This is a genomic window from Sphingomonas sp., assembly GCF_036388435.1.
In the GTDB taxonomy this organism is placed as follows: Bacteria; Pseudomonadota; Alphaproteobacteria; order Sphingomonadales; family Sphingomonadaceae; genus Sphingomonas.
In genome coordinates this window covers 13211-34383 of sequence record NZ_DASVRV010000040.1, presented here as the reverse complement: position 1 = coordinate 34383, position 21173 = coordinate 13211, and the positions used below count along the sequence as shown (strand labels likewise).

The window sequence follows — 21173 nt, the reverse complement described above, 5'->3', positions numbered from 1 at the left end:
TCGGAGTAACCATTTTGCCGTTTCCAGGCGCTTCCAGAAAACGGCCATATTAGCGTGCGCGCACTCGTTATCGGTGATGATACCCGTTCGTTCCTGGCGATCGTCCGCTCGCTCGGGCGCCAGGGATGGGTTGTCGATGCGGCGCCGTTCGACTTCTCCTCCCCGGCCCTGTCCTCCCGCTATCTGCGGCGCGTCCACCGGGTCGACGCCTATTCGATCTCGGCCGAGCGCTGGGTGGACCGGCTCCGATCCCTGGTCGCGCAGGAGCATTACGACCTGATCATCCCCTGCGACGACCGCGCGCTGATCCCGCTGGCGCATCACGCGCAGGCCTTCGCGACCCGCCTCGCCGTGCCCAATGCCGAGGCGGTCGCCATCTTCTTCGACAAGGTGGAGACGCGCGGGCTGGCGGCATCGCTCGGCGTGTCCGTCGCCCGCGGCAAGGCCCTGGACGACGGCGATACCGCCGACGGCCTCGTCCGCGACTTCGGGCTGCCGCTCGCGCTCAAGCCGCGCTCTTCCTATGTTCTCGGCCAGGCCGGCGCCAGGTCGACGGTGCGGATCGTCCGCACGGCCGCGACGCTCCAGACGTTCCTCGGCGACCTCCGCCGGCCGACTGGCTGGCTGGTGGAAAGCTTCTTCCACGGCGAGGGCTGCGGGATATCGGTGCTCGCCGACCGGGGCGAGGTCGTCATGGCGTTCCAGCACCGCCGTCTGGCCGAATCGTCGGAAAGCGGCGGCAGCTCCGTCCGCATGGGCGAACCCGTCGACCAGGCCCTGATGAAGCATGTCGAGGCGATGGCGCGCGCCACCGGACTCCACGGCGTGGCGATGTTCGAGTTCCGCCGCGACCGGGACAGCCGCCACGCCATCCTGCTCGAGGTGAATTGCCGCTTCTGGGGCTCCCTGCCGCTGGCGGTCGCATCGGGCGCCGATTTTCCGGCCGCCGCCGCCCGGTTGCATGTCCAAGATCGGTCGTCGCCCCGCCCCGGCGCCTATCGACCCGATATCGTCAGACGCGATCTCGGCGGGGAATATAATCGCATCGTGACCGCCGCGTCCGGCCGGGGCTCGCCCGCCGCCAAGCTGATCGCCGCCGCCGCCGGTTTCGCCCGGCTCGCCCCCGCCCTCGTCTCGGGTCGCGGCTTCGACAGCCACGCGCCCGACGACCCGGCGCCCTTTCGCCGCGATCGCGGGCAGCTCGCCCGCCACATGACGATGGCGTTCGCCAAGCGCCTGACCCCGCCCGCGCTTCGGCGCGTCCGCGGCCGCGCCGCGCTGCGCCGGCTCCGCCGGCATGTCGAGGGTGGGAATCGGAAACTCGTCATCCTCTGCCACGGCAATATCTGCCGCAGCCCCTTCGCCGAACATCGCCTGCGCGATAAGGCCCGTCTGGCGGGCCTCCGGCTCGACATCCTGTCGGCCGGCAGCATCGAGGTCGAGGGACGGCGCTCGCCGGGCGACGCGGTGACGGTCGCGCGTCGGTTCGGCGTCGACCTGTCCGGGCACCGCTCACGCGTCGTCGACGGTGAAACCGCCCGGCGGGCCGCCGCGGTGGTCGTGTTCGACGACCGCAATGTGGATGAACTGCGCAGACTCGGCCTGGACGATGGGGTGGACCTCCTGCGCCTTCCCGACCTTGTCGGGCGGCGCGAGATCGAGGATCCCTATGGCCGCGGGCCGGCGGGGTTCGACCGGGTCTATGCCGACATCGACCGGGCGCTCGACCGCCTCGTGCTGGCGCTGGCGCCCGGTGGAGAGACGCGGTGACCGGTCGCCACCCCGCCCCGCAGCCCGCCCCCCAGCTCGCTATCGTCGTCGATACGGAGGAGGAGTTCGACTGGACGAAGCCCTTTTCCCGAAGCGAACGGTCGACGCGCAGCATCCCGGCGCAGGCGCTGGCGCACGAGATCTTCGATCCGCTGGGCGTGGTGCCGACCTATGTCGTCGACCATCCGGTCGCGACCGACCGCCACGCCGTCGACTTCCTGCGCGACCTGCAGCGGGGCGGTCGCGCCGAGATCGGCGCCCATCTCCACCCCTGGGTCTCGCCGCCGCACGACGAGGCGGTGACCCGCCGCAATTCCTATCAATGCAACCTCCCGCCCGACCTCGAACGCGCCAAGATCGCTCGCCTGACCGACGCGGTCGCCCGCTCGTTCGGACGCCCGACCGTGTTCAAGGCGGGCCGCTACGGCTTCGGTCCCCACACCGCGGCGGTGATCGCCGAGCTCGGCTACGCGGTCGATTGCAGCTACGTGCCCTGGACCAGCTTCGCCGACGATGGCGGGCCCGATTACCGGGGCACGCCCGACCAGCCATTCTGGCTCGACCGCGACCGCGCGCTGCTGGAGGTGCCGCTGACCAGCGGTTTCTTCGGCCGGCTCGACCGCGCCGGGCCGCGCCTCCACCGTCTGCTCGACGATCCGGGGGCCCGCCGCCTGCGCCTCCCCGGGCTGCTCGCCCGCAGCGGCCTTCTCGCCCGGTCGCGCCTCACGCCCGAGGGTGTGCCGGCCGCCGAGCAATGCCGGCTGCTCGACGCCATGGTCGGGTCGGGGCGGCGCTTCTTCACCATGACCTATCACTCGCCCAGCCTGGGGGTCGGCAACACCCCCTATGTCCGCGACGCCGCCGGGCTGTCGACGTTCCTCCGCGGTATCGACCGGGTGCTCCGCCATTTCCGTGACCAGCTGGGCGGCGAGTTCACCACGCTCACCCGCTACCGCCGCTCCCTGCTCCCGGCCGATGCGGGGCCGGCGTGACGCTCGACCGCGCCACCCTTTACCGGTCGGCGGTGCTCGCCGTGTCCATGCAATGGGGGATGCGCGCGATCGGCCTTGTCTCGGTCGTGGTGCTCGCGCGGCTGCTGAGCCCCGGCGATTTCGGCGTGGTGGCGGTGGCGATGTCGGCGGCGGCGTTCGTGGAGCTGTTCGGCTGGATCGGGCTGCGCCAGGCGCTGCTGCGCATCCCCGATCCCGACCGCGCGCATTACGACACCGCCTGGACGATCCAGTTCGTCCTGTTCATGGCGCTGGGCGTGGCGATGATCGCGATCGCGCCGCTCGCCGCCCGCTTCTACGAACAGCCCGCGGTGACGGGCATCCTGTGCTTCCTGTCGCTGCGCATGGTGGCGCTCGCCGTCGCGAATATCGGCATCGTCGATTTCGAGCGCGACATGACGCTGGGGCGCGACATGGCGGTGCGCCTGGGCGCGCGCGTCGCCGCGCTGGTCGTCACCCTGGTCGCGGCAGGCCTGCTGCGCGACTACCGCGCGCTGGTCATCGGCATGGTGGCGCAATCGGCGTTCTGGGCGGCCGGCACCTATCTCGCCCATCCCTACCGGCCCCGGTTCGGGCTGTCGCGCCGTTCGGAGATATTGGGCGTGTCGCTCTGGATGTTCATCAGCACCTTCGCCGAATGGGTGCAGGGGCAGATCGAGCGGATCCTGCTGGGCCGCATCGCCTCGCCGACCGACACGGGGCTTTATTCGGTCTCCAAGGACCTTTCCAACATCTTCACCCAGGAGATCGCGACGGCGCTGAACCGGGTGACCTTTCCCGTGTTCGCGCAGGGCCGGTCGGAGGGCGCGGCCGGCTTCGCGCTCCTGCTCGGCGCCTATGCCGCGATCGTGGCGCCGCTGGGCGCGGGGCTGATCGCGACCGCGCCGGACACGATCGCGGTCCTGCTGGGACCCAAATGGCTGCCCGCGGCGCCGCTGATGCGGATCATCGCCCTTTATACCAGCATCCAGGCGATCTCGCTGATGGCGGCGTCGGTGCTGCAGGCGTCCGGTCAGGCCCGCCGCTCGGCCGTGCTGAACATCGTCGGCGCGGCGCTGTCGGTGGTCGTGGTCGGCGCCGCCGCCTTTCTGCTCCGGGAGCCGGTAGCCGTCGCGCTCGCCGCCTTGGCGGTCAGCGCCGTCATGATGGTCGCCGGCGTCGTCGCCCTGGCGGCGTGCGGGCGGACGGGCGTGGTCGGGCTCGCCGCCAACCTTCTTCGTCCCGTGCTCGCGGCGACCGCCATGGCGGTCGCGCTGCTGCGGCTGCTGCGCGTCGACACGGGGTCCCCGCTCGTCGACCTGGTCGTCCAGGTCGCGGCGGGCGGGGCGATCTACGCCGCCGCGCTGGCCGCCCTGTGGCTGGGCTCCGGTCGCCCGCCCGGCCTGGAGCGCGAGGTGGCCGGGCTGGTCCGGCGGATCGTCGCGGGCCGGCGGCGAGGGCCCGCCGGCCGATCGGCGGGGCGGTGACGGTGGCGCACCCCGGTCGCAGGCCGCTCTAGCGGCGGGCGACCTCGCGCTCGAGCGCGTCGATGCAGAAGGCGGCGAGGCGCCGGTGGTCGCCGCCGGACGCGAAGCTGTGCGAGCAGCTGTCGACGCGGACCAGCCGGGTGTCCGGGCGGGCGCGCACCCGGGCGAAGCACGGCCGCTTCCATTCCTGCTCGAAAGCGATCGCGGTGGCGTCCCTGGCGGCCAGGATCACCGACAGCGGCGCCCGGCCGCGCTCCAGGCTGGCGGCGACGGCGGCGGCCAGATGCGCGTCGCGCGGTCTCGTCAGGCTGCGCACGCCGCGAAGCAGCTTGGCGATGTCGACCTTCCCGGTCAGGACCCGCCGCCATCCGTCCACCGAGCAGAGGCGCTGCCGGTAACGCCGCGCGACGGCGGCCGGGGGCGGCAGGTCGGCCTCGGCCTCGACCAGCCAGGGGTTCGCCAGCGCCAGGGCGTCGATGCGGGCGGACGCGTGGTCGAGCGCGAGCGCGGTCGCCCCGTCGCACAATCCGAAGCCCACCAGCCCGCGCAGGTCGGGACGCAGCGCGCGGAACCTCGCGGCGGCGGCGGCGATGTCGGGGCCGCTGCCGCGAAATCCCCCATCGACCCCGTCGCTGTCGCCCACGCCGCGACGGTCGAAACGGAACACCGGAAAGCCCGCGCCGGCGACGACGGCGGCAAGACGGGCCATGCCGCTATGCGCCCCCGCGCGCAGCTCGGTTCCCCCGGTCACCATCAGCAGCCCGGCCGTCCGCTCGCCATGATCGTAGGTCGCGCCGAGCGCGACGCCCGCGCAGGGGAAGGAGGTCAGCGTGCGCAAGACGATACCCAGTCCGCGATGTCGGCGGAAAGCCGCTCGGCAAGGTCGGCATCGGTGCCCGGCTCGGCCCGCCGCCAGAGCGGCATGCCCGATCGCTCCGCCGCTTGGGTGCGCAGCGGGCCGGCGACTGCGGCCGGCGCGGCGGCGCGCATCGCGTCCAGGAACGCCGGCCCGAAGGCATAGCCCGCCAGCGAGACGACGCCGTCCTCGTCCTCGGGCGCACCGCCTTCGCGGTGGGCGATGCGATGCGCCCGCTCCAGGGGGCGTATCAGCGCGCGTCCCTCGACGGGCGCGAACCGCCAGCGGCTCGCCGCCGCGCAGGCGCCGTCGAGCAGGCAGCCGCCGCGCAGCGACACGACATGCGGCGGCGATCCGTCCGCGGCCCGCCACGCCTCCGCCGCCGCCGCCGCCGCGTCGTGCCACGCCCCCCAGGCGACATCGCGAAGCGGGGTCAGGCTCTCGCCGCACCCCGGCAGGTCCGGGATCGCGCAAGCATGGCCGCGTCCGGCCAGGCGCCGGGCCATGTCGACCGCCAGCGCCCGCATCAGGTTCATCTCGTTGAGCAGCGGTGCCAGGATCAGCACGCGCGTGCCCGCATCGGGGCCGTGGAGCAGCATCCACTCGCCGCCCGCCCCGACCGGATAATGGCGGAACCGCAGCCCGTCGGCGTCAGCCATGGCGAACGCTCCTGGCCAGCGCCGACGCGGTCGCGCCCGCCGCCTCCGCCAGGCCGCCCAGCTTGCGCGTGTTGAACAGCGACAAGCGCCGGAGCACCCGCCGCTCGGTCATCCAGTCGGCCTTGTAACCCTCGTCGCCATTGCCGTAATCGATCACCCGCGGCCGATCCCGCTCGATCACGTGCCGGAACATCGCGTGGCTCAGCAGCGTCCCCGGCGAGCAGGCGCGCTCGGTTTCGAGATATGCCAGCTTGTGGATCACGGCGATGCCGCCCTCGACCGTCCAGAACTGCCCGGCGACGGGCCGGTCGCCGCGAAAGGCCAGCCCCAGCCGCAGCGTTCCCGCCGCCCCCTCGATCCGGGCCAGGGCGCGCAGAAAGGCCGGCGAGCCTTCGGCGGGTTTCCAGCTGCTGGCGTACACCTGCTCATAGGCCGCCCAGGCGGCCTCGTCGAAATGGTCCAGGACCCGGGTGGTCAGGTCGCTCGTCTTCAGGCGACGGCGCACCGTGTTGCGCAGCCTTGACGGCCGCTCCGCCCAATATTCGTCGAACCCGCACCCCTCGACCGACGCCACCCAGTTCGCCGTCTCCTCCCGCTCGACGGCCCACCAGCCCGCCGGCTGAAAGGCTTCGCGCAACAGCGCCGCGGCCGCGCCCTCCAGCGGCGCCAGGTCGATCCGGTTGAGCGCGCGCAGACCATGGGCCAGCGCGCGCAGCAGGCGCGATCGCGTCGCCTCGGACATGCCGGGCGTGAATATCGGCGCCACGGCCAGCGTGTACCAGCCGGCGAAGGCGCAGGCCCGCCCCAGACCCTGGTCGTGCAGGAACAGCCACGCGCCGTCGTCGCCCAGCCGCGCGCGCGCCGCCACCAGCCTGGCCGCCGGCAGGACATGCTCCCTGGTCAGGCGCAGCCAGTCCAACCGATCGTACAGCGACGGTTGGGCCGCGCGGTCGAGCGCGCCGCCGGCATCCCGCGCGGCTTCGTCCAGATCGCCGAACAGCGCGAACTCGACGGCGAACGCGGCCGGCGCCGGGGACCTTTTCTCTATCGTCGGCATGGCGCGATCGTCAGGTCGGGTCCAGGGCGCGCTTCGCCCTGCTGATCGCGCGATAGGCCAGGGACTTGGCGTGGTTCTGCCGGGGAAAGCGACCCGGCGCCTTGGGCGTGATCCCGACCCGGCGCGTCAGGTGGTTGAACCCATGCGCATAGGCCTCGCGAAAGCTCCATTCGGAGCGCCAGGTCACCGAAAAGGAGACGGAGGGCTCCGGGCCGTTCCGCACCCAATGCGGTGCCTTGACGGGCACGTGGATCGCCCGTCCCGGCGTCAGGCGATGCGCCACGCCCCGGTCGGCGAAGCCGTCGGAATAAGGCAGGTTGCGGTGGCCGCCCATGTGGAACCGTTCATGGCGTTCCAGCCCGGCCAGCTCCTCGTCCCCCGCCGGGAACACCGTCATCGTCTTGGTGCCCCGCATCTGCAGCAGGATGTTGTGCTCGGGGTCGAAGTGGAAGGGCGTCACCGCGTCGGGCGACGAGACGAAGATGAACCCTTCGCGCTTCAGCATCGCCCCGGTGCGGGGCACGACCAGCGGCTCGATCTCGTCGAGCACCGCGTCGAGCAGCGCGCGATAGTCCGGGTCCTGTTCGACGGACTTCAGGACCATCCACGACCCGTTATCCTCGATGGAGCGGATCGTGTCGGCCACCGACAGCCCATTCGCGCGCACCGCGTCCGGATCGACCCCGATCGGCAGGTCGCCCAGGTTCCGCTCGACGGAAGCGCCCGGCAACCGGCCCGCCAGCCGCACCAGCGCGTCGAGCTCGAACAGCGGATGGCCGGCGAGCCGGTGCGTGACCGGGCCGGCCGTCTCCGGGTAAAAGCGCGCGAACGCGGCTCGCCCCTCCCCATCGAACATCTGATCCGTCATCGGGGCGACCTTTCCGCAGATGGGATGGGCCGCGACCGCGATCGCAGGCGCGCGGCGAGCTTCTCGGCGGTCCGCGCCACGCGGAACACGCCGCGCCGCCGCCACCCGGCGATCGGCACGCTGACGCGCACCACCGGTCGGCGCTCGGCCCATAGGCTGTTAATCATGGGATGGTCCTCGACCGCGCAGCTGTCCGTCCAGGCGATGTCGGGACGGTCCAGGACGGCGTAATTCTCGAGCGCGACCAGAACGCCCGGCGAATATCTCGCGAACGCCTCGTCATAGGCGATCTTGAACGAGAAGGAACCCGGCGCGGCGAACAGGTTCACCAGCATCGCGATCGGCCGGGCATCGACGTCCAGGCGGATCATCTCCAGCCGCCCCGCCGCGTGCGCGCCCGCCACGACGTCGCGGAAGAAGCGGCCCGTCCCGGCCTCCGACGCCAGCGCCGATCCGGACCGCCCCTTCCAGCCCGACGCTTCCAGCGACAGAAACCGGTCGCACCAGATTCCGAGGTCGGCGCCCGGCGCCAGCCTGTGGACCGCGACCGGGCCCAGCTCGGCCAGTCGCGACCGCAGCCGCCGGAGCTCCTTGCGCTTCTTGGCGCGGACGGTGGCCTCGTAATAGGCCTGGGGCGACAGGTCGCTCCGGAGCAGCGCGCGCTCGGTCCGGTGGACGATGTCGCACGGGCGGCCCAGCTGCGCCGCCGCCTGCGCCAGTCCCCGATGCGTGGGTCCTCCCTCGACCAGCCCCGTCACATGCAGCAGGCCGCGTGCCCAGGCGGCGTCGTCCAGCACGCCCAGGATCGCTCGCCAGGCGCTCGCTTCATGGCCCGCGCGGACCATCGAGCTGCCCAGGAAGCAGTGGTGATGCGTCCAGCTCGCCACATGGCGCAGCGGCATCCGCCCGTAACGGGGCGCCAGGACGAACGGGAACGACCCGATCAGGCGCGGCGCACCGGTTCCGCCGCTCCAGGCCAGGATCGCGCGGGCATCCGCGCCTTGCGGCAGATGGGCGGCGGCCGCCTGGACGAACCAGCGCTCGGCGAACACATTGGGCTCGGCCGCCGCCGCGCCCAGCCCGTCCCACGCCCGGTCGTCGCCCGTCCGGTCGCCCGACAGCGAACGGATGCTGGTCCGGGGCGATTGCGCGCCGATGTCGCGGACGAGCACCCCCGGCGTCGGCGCAAGCCCGACGGACGCTCCCCCTTCGACCGACCCGTGCTGCATGACAGTGAAAAAACATTCCCTGCGTTCTGGGCGATACGGGTACGACCCGCGCGTTGAGGAATCCTTACACCGGGAACGGCGTCGCGGCGATCCACGCTTGCCTCGCGCCGCCCCTGCGCGCCAAGGGACCCCCGTGCGCCCCCGCGACTTCGCCCTGCTCGTGCTGATCTGTCTCGTCTGGGGATTGAGCAACGTCGTCAGCAAGGTGGTGGTCGACGATTGGGGCGTGCCCCCGCTCTTCTTCGCCGCGATCCGCTTCGCCGTGGTGCTCGCGGCGACCTTGCCCTGGCTGCGCCCGGTGCCGCGCCCGCTCTGGCGGATCGCGCTGATCGGGCTGTGCATGGGCGCGGGCAATTTCGGCCTGCTGTTCCTCGGCCTGCGGACCGCCTCGCCCTCGTCGGTGGCGGTGGTGATCCAGCTCGGCGTCCCCTTCACCACCCTCCTGTCGGTATTGCTGCTGGGCGAGCGGATCGGCTGGCGGCGCGCGCTCGGCATCGCGCTGACGCTGGCGGGGGCGCTGCTCGTCCTGTGGCGTCCGGGTGGCGTCGCCTTGTCCGCCGGGCTGTGGTTCGTCGTCGGAGCCGCGCTGGCGGGGTCGCTGGGGGCGGTGCTCATGAAGCAGATGGATTCGGTCGCGCCGCTCGGCTTCCAGGCTTGGGTGGGGCTGTCCTCGCTCCCGCCGCTGCTGCTCGGCACGCTGCTCGTCGAGCGCGGGCAATGGGCCAGCGCCGCGGCGGCGGGCTGGCCTTTCGTCGCGGCGCTGCTGTTCGCGGCCCTGGTCGTGTCGGTCTTCGCGCACACCGCCTATTACGGCCTGATCGCGCGCTACGAGGCCAATTTGCTGGCGCCGCTCACGCTGATGACGCCCCTGTTCATGATCGGCTTCGGGGTGCTGCTCAGCGGCGACCGGCTCGATGCGCGCACGGTCGCGGGGGCGGGGCTGGCGCTCACCGGCGTGCTCGTCGTCGCCCGCCGCCGCCAGCCCGCCACCCCCCTCCTCCTCAACCGCGAACAGGCCTGACCGCGGCCCGGCGGAACAGCCAGGCCGACCCCAGCCACAGCCCGCCGAACGGGACCGTGGCCAGCACCGCCTCGTAGACGCCCGCCGCGCCCGCCGAGCCCAGCCCGAACAGCGGCGCGGCCACGCCCACCAGCGCCTGCGCCACCGCAGCGGCCGTCATCGCCCGCACCATCCCCGCCGCCCGGAACCGCCCGGCGACCGCGCCGACGACCCCGACCCCGATCACGCCCGCGAACAGCAGATTGGCCGGATTGGCCTCGCCGCCCAGCATGCCGACCGCCAGATTGACCCAGATCAGCAGGAATCCCGTCGCCACCGCCATCGCCGCACCCGCGCGGTAATATCGGTCGCTGCTGATCCGCGCCGCCAGCTCGATCCCCGCGCCCGCCACCGCCAGCATCGCGCCGATCGCGACGAAGTCGGCCGCGTCCCAGTTCACCTCGGCGGTGAACCGCATCGCCACCAGCGGCAACAGCAGCAGGAACGCGGCGAAGCCCCATCCCGCGACCCGCCACCGGCTCCATCCTCCTGCGCCCGCGCCGTTATCGATCCTTGTCGTCACAGTCCTGCTCCCTTGCCCGTCGAGCCTCCGACCTATCCGCCTCGTCCCCGGCCGGCATGAGCAAAGGGTGAGGTTTCGCTGAACGATGGCCTTTTCGCGCCTAGAGCAGGAAATCCTCCCGGCCGAGCTGCGCCAGCGTGATCCCGCGCAACAGGATGTCATGGGTCGCGTCCAAGGCGATCAGCACGTCGGTCCGCCCGTCTAGCGCGGTGATCTGGCGGGCATGGGCCGCGTCCAGCGGATCGATCCCGCCCCAGCCCGCGCCGCGCAGGTCCAGCTTGTCGGCCAGCGGATCGAAATCCGTGATCGCCAGGTGCCGGCCCGCCGCGCCGAACGCGAAGACGTCCGCCCCCGCCGTGCCCGCCGCCCGCTGCACCCGCCCCGCGCTGCCGGGGTCGAAGCTCAATGTCGATCGCGCCGCGTCCAGCGTGAACCCGTCGCGGAACAGGTCGCGCCAGGCCGCCTGTTCGCCCGCTCCCGCCTCGCGCCCGAACAGCTCGGCATACAGCCCCGACAGCGCCGCCGTCGTGAACCCGCGCCCCAGCCCGTCGTCCAGCACCGCCTCGCGCACGGCGTCGATCGTCGCCCCGGCGCGCACCTGCCCGCCCCAAAAGGCCAGCTCGTCCGCCGACGCCGCGCGCCCGCCATAGTCGCGGTACACCGTGCCGATCGCGCCCGCGACGGCGGCCCCGGACCCCGGATCGGCGACCAGCGCCGCCCGCACCCCCGCGAAATCGGTGCCGGCCGCGACCTGCGCCGACCAAAAGGCGATCTCCCCCGCCGCCGGGGCGCGGCCCAGATAGTCCTGGTAAAGGTCGCGCACGGTGGCGGCGGTGTGCGCCTGCCCCGCCGCGTCGCCCAGCAGCGCGGCGCGCACCCCGGCGAATTCGGTGCCCGCCGTCACCTGCGCCGACCAGAAGGCGATCTCCCCCGCCGCCGGGGCCCGGCCCAGATACTCGTCGTACAAGGCGACGATCCGGGCGGCGCTGTTGGCCTGCCCGGCCGCGTCGCCCAGCAGCACCGCGCGGATCGACTGATAGTCGGTGCCCAGCCGGACCTGCCCGGCCCAGAAGGCGACTTCGCCCACCGCCGGGGCGCGTCCCAGATAATCCAGGTACAGTCCCGCGATGCGCGCGGCGGTGAACGCCTGGGCCGACGGATCGTTGACCAGCGCCGACCGTAGTTGGGCGAAGTCGACGCCGGCGCGGACCTGCGCGTCCCAATAGCCGATCTCGTCCGCGCCGGCCGCCCGGCCCAGATAGGCGCGGTACAGCCCGCCCACGGTCGCGGCGGTGTTGGCCTGGCCCAGCGGGTCGGCCAGGATCGCCGCCTTCAGCCCCGCCAGATCGGTGCGCCCCCCGGCGATCTCCGCGCTCCAAAAGGCCAGCTCGCCCCCGTTCGCGTCGCGTCCGCCCCAGCTCAGATAGATCGCCCCGACCGGCGCCGCCCCGGCCAGCGACAGCGTCAGCGTGCCGAACAACAGCTGCTCCACCCCGATCAGCGTGTCGCGCCCGTCGGGACCGGCCACCGTCACGACGCCGCCCGCGCCGAACGCCACGCGGCTGTCGGCTGCCGCGCCGCCGAAGACGGCGGTGTCCATATCCGCGCCGCCGTCGATCCGGTCGTCGCCCGCGCCCCCGTCGAGCAGGTCGGCGCCGCGCCCGCCGTTCAGCACGTCGTCGCCGCCCTGCCCGCGCAGGCTGTCGGCCGCCGCGTCGCCCGTCAGCGCGTCGCTCGCCGCGGTGCCGGTCTGCGGCCCGCCGCCGCCGTCGATGTCGCCGCGCGCGACCGCCTGGCGCACGAACAAGCGGAACTGGCCGTCGAGCGTGGTGACGTAACTGCCCCCGAACCCGCCCTCGACCCGCACCCGGCCCGCCGCGAAGGCCGACAGGTCGATCACGTCGACCCCCACCTGATAGTCCTCGATCTGGTCGGTCGCGGTCGCGGTCGATGTCGCCGCCGACTCGAACCAGAACCGATCCGCGCCCGCGCCGCCGAACAGGAAGCTGAACCCCGACCCCGCATACAGCACGTCGTCGCCCGCCCCGGCATAGAGCGTCGCGCGCGACCCGCCCGCGCGCACCACGTCGTTCCCGCCCGCCGTGCTCAGCGTAACCGATCGGAACGCGCCGTCGTCCGTCAGCTCGTCACGCCCGCCGCCGGTGGTCACCGACAGCTCCTCCACCCCCGTGGCGATCTGCGACAGCGCCGCCACGCGCCCGACCGCGTCGGTGAAGCTGATCGTGGCGCGGTCGATGCCCTCGCCGCCATCGATCCGCGTGCCCGCCAGCGCGCCGGATAGGAGGAGCTGGAACTCGTCGTCGCCCGCGCCGCCGAACAGGCTGTCGCCCTCGTCGCCGAACAGCCGGTCGTCGCCGCCCAGGCCCTGGATGACGTTGTTCGCCCCGCCCACGCCCGTCAGGCTGTCGGCCGCGGCGGTGCCGTCCTGCATCAGCCGCATCGTCGCCGCGTCCCAGGACCAGGCGCCGACATGCGATCCCTTGCGCGTCGCGTCGCCGTACAGATGCTGCATCGCCGCCAGGTCGAGCGTGCCGAGCACGATGCCCGGCGTCGGCCCGAAATTATAGCTCATCACCGTGTTGACGAAGTTATCCGCTTCCGGGGTCAGCCGGACCTCGCCCTCATGGGGATGCTTCAGCCCCAGCGCGTGGCCGATCTCGTGGAGCAGGATGTGCGTGTCGGCGACATATCGGTGGTCGATGAAGACGTCGCTCGCCACCTCGCTCGCCAAGCCGTTGCCCGGATAATAGGCGAAGCCGGCCGCGCCGGGCCGCATGATCGCCATGTCGAACGACAGGAAATTGATGTCCCCCTGCCCGACCGCCACCTCGAAGAAGACGATGCCGGACGCGTCGGAGAATAATTTGATCGCCTGGCGTACCGCCTGCTTGCCGGCTTCCGAATAGGGAAGAAAGGTTGCCAGTTGCCGGTCGGTATAGACCCCCGCCAGATAGGCGGGTACCGCGTCGGTGAACGAGAAGCTCACAAACGCGCTCTTGCCCACCAGCCCCGACAAGGTGACGCCCGACAGCAGCGCCGTATAGTCGCTCACCAGGGTTCCGGCCGCGCCGGTCGCGGGCACGGTGCCGCTTGTTCGCGTCTCGAACGCGGCGGACGCGGGAAGATCAGCTGAACGCATAGGAAATCTCCGCCCCTCGTCGATATTTCCACCGTTGATCGGACAATACCGATGATCTTCCGGTCACCTCAAGTGGTAAACGGCCCGTTATACGGGATTCCCGGTCGGGGTCGCCCGCCCGGTCGTCGGGGCTTTCGCCCGGCCCGCTTGACCGGCATGGACCGCTCTCCAGCCCGTCAGGACCGACCCGCCCCGCGATGAACCCCGTCCGCTTCCGCTTCGGCGACTTCCTGCTCGACCTGCGCGACCGGCGGCTCACCCGCGGCGACGCGCCCGTCGAACTCAACGCGCGCTATCTCGACGCGCTCGCGCTGCTGGTGGGCGACGCGGGCAGGCTCGTCACCAAGGACCGCTTCATGGCGGAGGTCTGGCGCGGCGTTCCCGTCACCGACGAGGCGCTGACCCAATGCGTCAAGATGCTGCGCCGCCGGCTCGGCGACAGCGCGTCGGCCCCGCGCTTCATCGAAACCGTGCCCAAGCACGGCTATCGCTTCATCGCGCCCGTCACGCCGGTCGACGAAGCTCGGACCACGGAGGATGCGGAAACGCCGCCCGCCCTTCCCCGCCACGCCGCGACGACCCCGCCCGGGCCATGGAGGACGGCCGCCCTTTCCGCATCGGCCGGAACGCTGGGCGCCGGGGTGGCGGGGCTGGTCGGCGGGCTGGTCTATGGTTTCGCGGGGGCGGCGCGGGCGGCGGAGCCGGGCATGGGCGCGGCGTCGGTGCTCCTCGTCCTGACGGGGGTCACGCTGCTCACCGCGCTGGCCGGGGGCGGGGGTGTGGCGTTCGGGATCGCCGCGGCCGGCCTGCTGCCCGGCCGCGCGGGGCGGTGGAGCGTCGCGGGCGGCGCGCTCGGCGGGATGGCGGTGGGCGCGGTCGTCGAGCTGCTCGGCCTCGACGCCTTTGATCTGCTCACCGGCCGCACGCCCGGCGACATCACCGGCGCGCTGGAAGGCGCGCTGCTCGGCGGCGCGGTCGGGGTCGGCCCCTGGCTGGCGGGGCGGTTCCCCGGCGCCGGCGCGATCCGGCGCGGCATCGCCGCCGCCGCGCTGGCGGGCGCCGCCGCCGGGGTGGTCGTTCCGCGCCTGGGCGGGCGGCTGATGGGCGGCAGCCTCGATCGCCTCGCCGACGGCTTTCCCGCCTCGCGGCTGCGTCTCGACCGCATCGGCGCGCTGTTCGGGGAAACGGGGTTCGGCCCGCTCACCCTGACCGTCACGGGCGCGCTGGAAGGCGCGTTGTTCGGCGCGTGCGTCACCGCCGCCCTGCTTCTCGCGCGGCGCGGGCTCGACGGGCGGGCCTAGCGCCGCCTGCGGGCCGCCCGGCGGAACAGCCAGGCCGACCACAGCCACAGGGCCGCGAGGAACAGCGTGATCGGCCCGGTGAAGCCCAGCCCGGTTGCCAGCGCGACCCCGAACGCCGCCACCTGCGCGATCGCGGTCGCCGTCATCGCGCGCGCCATGCCGGCCGGCTGGCCCCGCGCCAGCGCTGCGCCGATCCCCGCGGCCGCGAACACCCCGACATGGACCAGGTTGGCGGGATCGTCCTCCGACCCGATGATCCCGACCGCCAGGATCATCCAGCCCTGGAGCAGCAGGGCCGCGAGCGCGAGACCGGCCGCCGCCCGGCGGGCCCACCGGTCGGGCACCCGCGCGGCCAGCTCGCCGACGCCGCCCATCCCGACTAGCAGCGCCGCGAGAAAGACGAAATCGGCGGCATCGTGCGCAAGTCCGTGGGGAAGCCGCATCGCGACGACCGGCACCACCATCGACACTCCCGCCCCGGCCCAGAGCGCCAGCCTGATACGGCGCCCCGGAACCGGGCCGCTTCCCCGCACGCCTGTCGTCATCGTCCGTCCCCATCCGCGATACGGTAGGTACGACTAGCCCGGTCACACCCCGCGCGGCATGAGCGAAACATGAGGAATCGCCGCCGATCGACGATCCCGCGCCGGGCCCGCGCCGGGCGGGATGGCGGCGGTTGCCGCTAGAAGCGCCGGCTCACCGTCACGCCGTATGTGCGCGGATCGCCCGGCTGGCCGACCACCAGCCCGGTATTGCCCGATTGCAGCGCCAGCACCTCGTAATAATCCCGGTCGAACGCGTTGCGCAGCCAGCCGAAGATGTTCCACTCGCGCTCGACGCGCAGCCCCAGGCGGAAATTGGAGATCGCATAGCCCCCCACCTCGGTATAGGCCGAGCGCGACGGGTTGGACGAGAAGCCCGACCGATAGCTGCCGTCATAGCCCGCATAGACATTGGCGTCGGTGCCCCCGATCACCACCGGCAGGTTATACTCCGCGCCGTAGGAGAAGGCCCAGCGCGACACGCCGGGCAGGCGCTGGCCGGAAATGTCGCAATTGGCCGGGCTGAACCCGCCCGGCGTCCCCGCCGGGCTCGCGGGATTGGCCGCGCTCGCCGCCGCGCCGCCCGCCAGCTCGGGCGGGCAGGGCGCGTCGACGAAGCGCACATATTTGGCGTCGGTATAGGCGGCATTGCCATAGACGTTCAGCCGCTCGGTCGGGCGGAACGCGGAGTCGATCTCGACGCCTTGCGTGCGCACCTTGCCCGCATTGGCCAGATAGCCGCGCAGCACGCCCAATTGCCCGTTGGTCACCGTCGCCTGATAATCGGCGATGTCGGTCCGGAACGCCGCGAAGTTGAGCGTCACCCGCCGGTCGGCGAACTGTGTCTTCAGCCCCAGCTCGAAATGGTCCACCGTCTCGGGCCGGACGGTGGTGGCGCTCAGGATCGGCTCGTTGGCGGCGTCCAGCGGCAGCCCCGCCAGGTTGATCCCCCCCGATTTGTAGGAGCGCGCATAGGTCGCATAGCCATGGATATCATCGGAGAAGTCATAGGACGCGGTCACGTCGCCCGACAGGTTCCAGTCGTCGAACGCGGGCCGGTAGCTTTGCGGCGCCAGCACCCCGCACTGGTCGCGCACGACCGAGCTCCCCGCCTGCGCCGCCGCCGTGCACTGGAGCGTGCCGCCGGCACCATTGGTCACCAGCGACAGATAGGACCCGTCCTTCTTGTCGTAGTTCAGCCTGAGCCCCGGCGCGATCGCCAGCCGGTCGGTGACGTGCCAGGTCAGCTTGCCGAACAGCGCCGCGCTCGTGTTGGTGAAACCGATGGTATTGCGCGACGTCAGCCCGTTCAGCACCGCCGGGTTGCACGCATTGGCGGTGCTCGTCGCCGTGCATCCGCCGGCCGGCGGGTTGAGCAGGAACCGGCTCGCCGCCGATCCCTGGACCTGCAGCCCCTGCGTGTCGATCGTCTGGTGGAAGTAGAACAGCCCCGCGACGTAATCGACCGCGTTCCGCCCGTTCGACCCAAAACGCAGCTCCTGCGACCATTGCTCCTGCTGCGACGGATTGGCCGAAACGGTGGTGATCGGCAGCCCCAGGAAATCGCGGTCGTTGGACGGCTTCCAGTCCCAGAAACGGTACGCGCTGACCGAGGTCAGCGTCGCCGGCCCAAGGTCCCAATTCGCCAGCAGCGACACGCCCCTCAATTCCTGCCTGGCCTGGAGCGGGGTGTCGAGATCGGTCACCCGGTCGAACGCGTTGGTCGAGGGCGGGGCATAGCCGAAGGCGGCGGCGAGCGCGGCATATTGGCGCGACAGCGGCCGCTGCGTCGTCCCCGTGCGCGCATAGATCTGCGCGCAGCATTCCGGGTCCTGCTTGTTGTAATCGGCCGACAGCGTCAGGTCGACGCCGCCCCCCGCCTGGACGAACAACGCCCCGCGCACGCTCTTATTGTCCTGCGCGTTGACCCACTCGCCGGTGGTGAAATTATAGATCGTCCCCCGCCGCGACGTCAGCGACGCCGACAGCCGGAGCGCCGCGACATCGGCGATCAGCGGCCCCGACGCCGACGCCTTGGCCTGGACGAATTGGTAATTGCCCCCGGTCAGCTCGACCCGCGCCTCGGGGGTGAAGCTCGGCCGCCGCGTGGTGATGTTGATCGCGCCCGCGGTGGTGTTCTTGCCGTACAGCGTGCCCTGCGGCCCGCGCAGCACCTCGATCCGCTCCGTATCGGTGAAGTCGAAGGTCGCCGATGCGATGCGGCTGTAATAGACTTGGTCGACATAGATGCCGACGCCCTGCTCGATCCCGTCATTGGTCAGCCCGAACGGGGCGCCCAGCCCGCGGATGTTCGCCGCCGAATTGCGCGGATTGGTGGAATAGAATTGCAGGGAGGGCTGGATCTGCGTCAGCCGCCCGACATTGTACGTCCCCGTCTCGGCCAGCGCCGACTCGCCGATCACCGAGATCGCGATCGGCACCTGCTGCGCCGATTCCGCCCGCCGCCGCGCGGTGACCACCACCTCGCCCGATCCCACCGGCCCCACCCGGTCGCCTGCGGGCGCGGGCGCGGGGGGCGGCGCCTCCGCCTGGGGCTCGGCGGGAGCCGCCACCTGGGCGAGCAACAAGGCGGTAAGAAGCGACATGGGGCGTCTCCGTTCGCCCCCAATCTCCACCAATCCGGTATGCGTTCAACTCACGCCTGCTTAGCCCGGCCCAAGCTGCGCTTTACCGCGGCACCAGGTCGCGGGACCCGGCCTCAGCCGCCCCGTCCGCCGCCGAAGCCCCCGCCAAAGCCCCCGCGCGAGATCACCGCGCTGCGCGACTGGACGCGCGCGGGCGCGCGGGCATTGGGGTTGAACACGTCCGATCCCACCCGCGTGCGCCCCGTCACGTAATCGCGCCCGATCCGCGCGCCGCCCGGCCCCAGGAACCCGCCATTGCGGTCGCGGTAGAGCGGCGCCCCGCGATAGCCGTATCCGCCCCCGCCGTTGAGCAACTGCCCGACCATGAACCCGGTCAGCAGCGGGGTGAAAAAGCTCCCGCTGCCGCTGCCGCGCGGCACGCATTGGCCGACGCCATGCTGTTCCTCGCAGGTCCTGCTGTCCTCGAAGCGCGGTGCCTCGCGGTCGTTGGCCGCCTGCGCCTGGGCATAGGCGGCCTCGCACTGGTCGGCGGGCACGGCGCCCGCGCTGCGGCATTCGGCGACGCTGGAATAGCTCATCGCGTCGACCGGCGGGCTGGACGGCCCGTCGCACGCCGACAGCGACAGCCCGCCGCCCGCCATCAGGGTCGTCAGGACGACCGATTGGGATCGCTTCACCAGCCCCTCCTCACGCGCTCATCGCGGCGGCGTTGAGCAGCCCCACGCACAGCGAGATGCTCGCCATATAGACCGCCGCCGCCAGCTCGCCGCGCACGATGCGGTCGCCGAAATCGCGCATCACCACCCGGCGCACGACGGTGAAGGCGACGATCTGGATCACCCCCGCCAGCAGCGCCCAGACCGCGAATTCAACGAGGCTGACCGTATGCTCCAGCGCGGAGGCGAGCGGGAGGACATAGCCCAGCAGCGCCGCGCCCAGCGTGATCGCGGCCGCGACATTGCCTTCCCGGATCAGCGTGCGCTCATGATAGGGCGTCGCCGCCTGGTAGATCAGCTTGAACGCGACGGTGAACAGCCCCGCCGCGACGAAGGCGATCAGGAACGCCGCCGCGCCCCGCCCGACAATCTCTCCGAACCCGTATCCATAGCTCATCATCTATACCCCCTCAGGCCCGGAACTCGCCCAGTTCCAGTGCCATGCCTAGCATGATTTCGAACGAAACCTCACCCGCCTCGTTCTCCTGGTCGATCGCCAGCAACAGCTCGCGGCCCTCCCCTTCCACGTCGCGCGCGAACAGCATGGAGGTCTGGTATATGCGCCGGTCGACGATCCCGTCGCGGTCGTCGTGCAGCTCCTCCCAAAAGGTCACCGGCTCCTGCCGCGCCGCCTCGTCGCCGAACCAGGCCCGGCGGTATTCGGGCAACCCCTCGTCGGTGAAGCTGCGCGCCGTCAGCCGCTCGCGCCAGGCGGGCCGCTCGAAGGGGCGCGACGGATAGCTGCTCCGCCACGGCGCGAAGATCGTCACGTCGGTCAGCTCGCGCCCCGCCCGGTCGTTGGCCACCGCCTGGAACATCACGTCGTCGTCCGTGTAGAAACGGTGGATGAAACCCCCCTCGCCCAGCTCGACCAGCCCCTGGGCCACGATCTGCATCGTGTCGCCGTCGAAGGGAAAATGCAGCGCCCCCCCGAAGCGCCGCCACGCCAGCGGGTCGAGGATGATCGTCCGCCCGATCGTGACGTTGCGCACCTCGGGCAGCGCGTTATCGGTCGGGGCCGCGCGGCGGCCGAACAGCAGATCGAACATGGGGGCCCGTATAGAGCGGCCGACGCGGCGCGGGAAGCGATTGGCGCGAGCGTCCGCGACGCCTATGTGCGAAGCCGCATCACGGGAGCTCGACCGCCGCATGACCGACACCGCCTGGACCATCCGCACGCTGAAGGCCGCGCTCGACGACCACGCCGCCGTCCGCACCGGCGAGCTCTCCACACGGGTCGTCGGAGAGACTGGGGAGGGCGCCGACCCCGTCCTCCTCGCCACCATGCACCGCCACGGCGACCTCGAAGCGTTCGTCAACGTGTCGGAGGCGCAGATCGCCGCCTCGGTCCTGCTCTGGCCCTGCGACGAACAGCCCGACCGCGCGGCCTTCAACGAATTCCTGCTGAAAGCGCAAAAGCTAGTGCCGCTGTCGAACTTCGGCATCGCGACCGTCGACGGGCGCGATTATTACGAGCTGTTCGGCGAGCTCGCCACCACCTCTCCGCTGTCCGACATCGTCGGCGAGCTCCGCGCGCTGGCCGACAACGCGATCGAGGCCGCGACCGACCTGCGCGACAATTTCGCTCCCACTACCAACGCCCCCGGAGTCTGACTGTCATGGCCATCTGGAGCAAGCTCTTCACCCTCGGCCGCGCCGGCGCCAACGAGGCCGCGACCTCGGTCGTCGACGCCAACGCGCTGCGCATCCTCGACCAGGAGATACGCGACGCCGACCGCGCGCAGGGCAAGGCGCGCGACGACCTCGCCGGCCTCGTCGCCCGCCGCCGCATCCTCGAGACGGAGGTGGAGAGCTTCCGCGCCCAGGCCGCGAAATACGAGGCGTCGGCGCGCATCGCGGTGGGCAAGGGCGACATGGACCTCGCCCGCCAGGTCGCGCAGCGCATCGCCGACCTCGAACGCGACATCGCGATGAAGGCGCCGCAAGTGGCCGACATGCGCGCCGCCGAGGACCAGATCCACCAGGCGGTGGCCGGCACCGACCGCAAGATCGAACAGCTCCGCCGCGAGGTCGAGGTCGTCAAGGTCAACGAATCGGTCCAGAAAGCGCAGGCCAGCGTCGCCGCGGGCGGCGCGGGCTCCTCGATCGGCTCGGCCGCCGAAAGCCTGGCGCGCATCCGCGAGCGCCAGATGATCCGCGGCGAGAAGATCCGCGCCGCGGGCGAGCTGGAGGATCGCCGCACCGGCGCCGATCTCGACGAGAAACTGCGCCTGGCGGGCATCCTGCCGGGCCAGTCCTCCGCCGACGACGTGCTCGCCAGGCTCTCCGCCCCCAAACCGGCGCTCCAGCTCGAACGCCGCGACGACACCCCCGCGAACGAGGGCTGATC

The 21173-nt window shown here is 72.0% G+C and carries 19 protein-coding genes; 7 read left to right on the top strand and 12 right to left on the bottom strand.

Annotated features, from left to right (window positions below; genetic code table 11):
* Positions 1-54 precede the first annotated feature (54 nt).
* From VF592_RS08305 to VF592_RS08295, 3 genes are read left to right on the top strand one after another with little or no spacing between them, the layout of a single operon-like run.
* A complete protein-coding gene (locus VF592_RS08305) occupies positions 55-1770 on the top strand; it encodes an ATP-grasp domain-containing protein (protein WP_331005150.1) in 1716 nt (571 codons plus the stop codon).
* A complete protein-coding gene (locus tag VF592_RS08300; RefSeq protein ID WP_331005149.1) occupies positions 1767-2762 on the top strand; it encodes a polysaccharide deacetylase family protein in 996 nt (331 codons plus the stop codon). Before VF592_RS08305 ends, VF592_RS08300 begins: the two co-directional genes overlap by 4 nt.
* Positions 2759-4246 (top strand): oligosaccharide flippase family protein, encoded by a 1488-nt coding sequence (locus tag VF592_RS08295; protein WP_331005148.1) that lies wholly within the window; start codon positions 2759-2761, stop codon positions 4244-4246. Before VF592_RS08300 ends, VF592_RS08295 begins: the two co-directional genes overlap by 4 nt.
* Before the next feature lie 28 nt (positions 4247-4274).
* On the opposite strand, the gene VF592_RS08290 is transcribed toward VF592_RS08295, so the two are convergent.
* The 5 genes from VF592_RS08290 to VF592_RS08270 are packed head-to-tail and all read right to left on the bottom strand — an operon-like array spanning position 4275 to position 8915.
* Positions 4275-5084 carry a hydrolase 1, exosortase A system-associated gene (locus VF592_RS08290; protein ID WP_331005147.1) on the bottom strand — a complete coding sequence of 270 codons (810 nt, stop codon included), beginning with the start codon at positions 5082-5084 and terminating at the stop codon, positions 4275-4277.
* On the bottom strand, positions 5072-5761 hold the full coding sequence (locus VF592_RS08285; RefSeq protein ID WP_331005146.1) for a hypothetical protein: 690 nt from the start codon (positions 5759-5761) through the stop codon (positions 5072-5074). Before VF592_RS08285 ends, VF592_RS08290 begins: the two co-directional genes overlap by 13 nt.
* The gene (locus VF592_RS08280; protein ID WP_331005145.1) at positions 5754-6818 is read right to left on the bottom strand and encodes a GNAT family N-acetyltransferase; all 1065 of its coding nucleotides are present in this window, start codon (positions 6816-6818) and stop codon (positions 5754-5756) included. The genes VF592_RS08285 and VF592_RS08280 overlap by 8 nt, the downstream gene beginning before the upstream one ends.
* 10 nt (positions 6819-6828) lie before the next feature.
* On the bottom strand, positions 6829-7686 hold the full coding sequence (locus tag VF592_RS08275) for a transcriptional regulator (protein WP_331005144.1): 858 nt from the start codon (positions 7684-7686) through the stop codon (positions 6829-6831).
* Positions 7683-8915, bottom strand: coding sequence for a GNAT family N-acetyltransferase (locus VF592_RS08270; RefSeq protein ID WP_331005143.1), 1233 nt, complete (start codon positions 8913-8915; stop codon positions 7683-7685). The genes VF592_RS08275 and VF592_RS08270 overlap by 4 nt, the downstream gene beginning before the upstream one ends.
* Positions 8916-9048: 133 nt before the next feature.
* On the opposite strand from VF592_RS08270, the gene VF592_RS08265 reads away from it, so the two are divergent.
* Positions 9049-9936, top strand: coding sequence for a DMT family transporter (locus VF592_RS08265; protein WP_331005142.1), 888 nt, complete (start codon positions 9049-9051; stop codon positions 9934-9936).
* Here the strand turns inward: VF592_RS08265 and VF592_RS08260 are convergent.
* Positions 9917-10498: a hypothetical protein gene (locus VF592_RS08260; RefSeq protein ID WP_331005141.1), complete on the bottom strand. Its 582-nt coding sequence runs from the start codon at positions 10496-10498 to the stop codon at positions 9917-9919. The genes VF592_RS08265 and VF592_RS08260 overlap by 20 nt on opposite strands.
* A 100-nt stretch (positions 10499-10598) precedes the next feature.
* Entirely contained in the window at positions 10599-13658 is a 3060-nt protein-coding gene (locus tag VF592_RS08255; RefSeq protein WP_331005140.1) for a M10 family metallopeptidase, read from the bottom strand.
* Positions 13659-13855: 197 nt separating this feature from the next.
* On the opposite strand from VF592_RS08255, the gene VF592_RS08250 reads away from it, so the two are divergent.
* Positions 13856-14959: a transcriptional regulator gene (locus VF592_RS08250; RefSeq protein WP_331005139.1), complete on the top strand. Its 1104-nt coding sequence runs from the start codon at positions 13856-13858 to the stop codon at positions 14957-14959.
* Here the strand turns inward: VF592_RS08250 and VF592_RS08245 are convergent.
* The 5 genes from VF592_RS08245 to VF592_RS08225 form a co-directional block, all read right to left on the bottom strand.
* On the bottom strand, positions 14956-15504 hold the full coding sequence (locus VF592_RS08245; protein ID WP_331005138.1) for a hypothetical protein: 549 nt from the start codon (positions 15502-15504) through the stop codon (positions 14956-14958). The genes VF592_RS08250 and VF592_RS08245 overlap by 4 nt on opposite strands.
* 137 nt (positions 15505-15641) lie before the next feature.
* Positions 15642-18107 carry a TonB-dependent receptor gene (locus VF592_RS08240; protein ID WP_331005137.1) on the bottom strand — a complete coding sequence of 822 codons (2466 nt, stop codon included), beginning with the start codon at positions 18105-18107 and terminating at the stop codon, positions 15642-15644.
* 113 nt (positions 18108-18220) lie between these two features.
* A complete protein-coding gene (locus VF592_RS08235; RefSeq protein ID WP_331005136.1) occupies positions 18221-18784 on the bottom strand; it encodes a DUF1190 domain-containing protein in 564 nt (187 codons plus the stop codon).
* Between the two features lie 10 nt (positions 18785-18794).
* The gene (locus VF592_RS08230) at positions 18795-19223 is read right to left on the bottom strand and encodes a DUF350 domain-containing protein (RefSeq protein ID WP_331005135.1); all 429 of its coding nucleotides are present in this window, start codon (positions 19221-19223) and stop codon (positions 18795-18797) included.
* A 10-nt stretch (positions 19224-19233) separates the two neighbouring features.
* A complete protein-coding gene (locus VF592_RS08225; RefSeq protein ID WP_331005134.1) occupies positions 19234-19872 on the bottom strand; it encodes a DUF2491 family protein in 639 nt (212 codons plus the stop codon).
* A gap of 100 nt (positions 19873-19972) precedes the next feature.
* Here VF592_RS08225 and VF592_RS08220 point away from each other — a divergent pair, with 100 nt between their 5' ends.
* Together VF592_RS08220 and VF592_RS08215 are read left to right on the top strand one after the other, a co-directional pair.
* On the top strand, positions 19973-20437 hold the full coding sequence (locus VF592_RS08220; protein ID WP_331005133.1) for a YjfI family protein: 465 nt from the start codon (positions 19973-19975) through the stop codon (positions 20435-20437).
* 5 nt (positions 20438-20442) lie between these two features.
* The gene (locus tag VF592_RS08215) at positions 20443-21171 is read left to right on the top strand and encodes a PspA/IM30 family protein (RefSeq protein ID WP_331005132.1); all 729 of its coding nucleotides are present in this window, start codon (positions 20443-20445) and stop codon (positions 21169-21171) included.
* Positions 21172-21173: the final 2 nt, after the last annotated feature.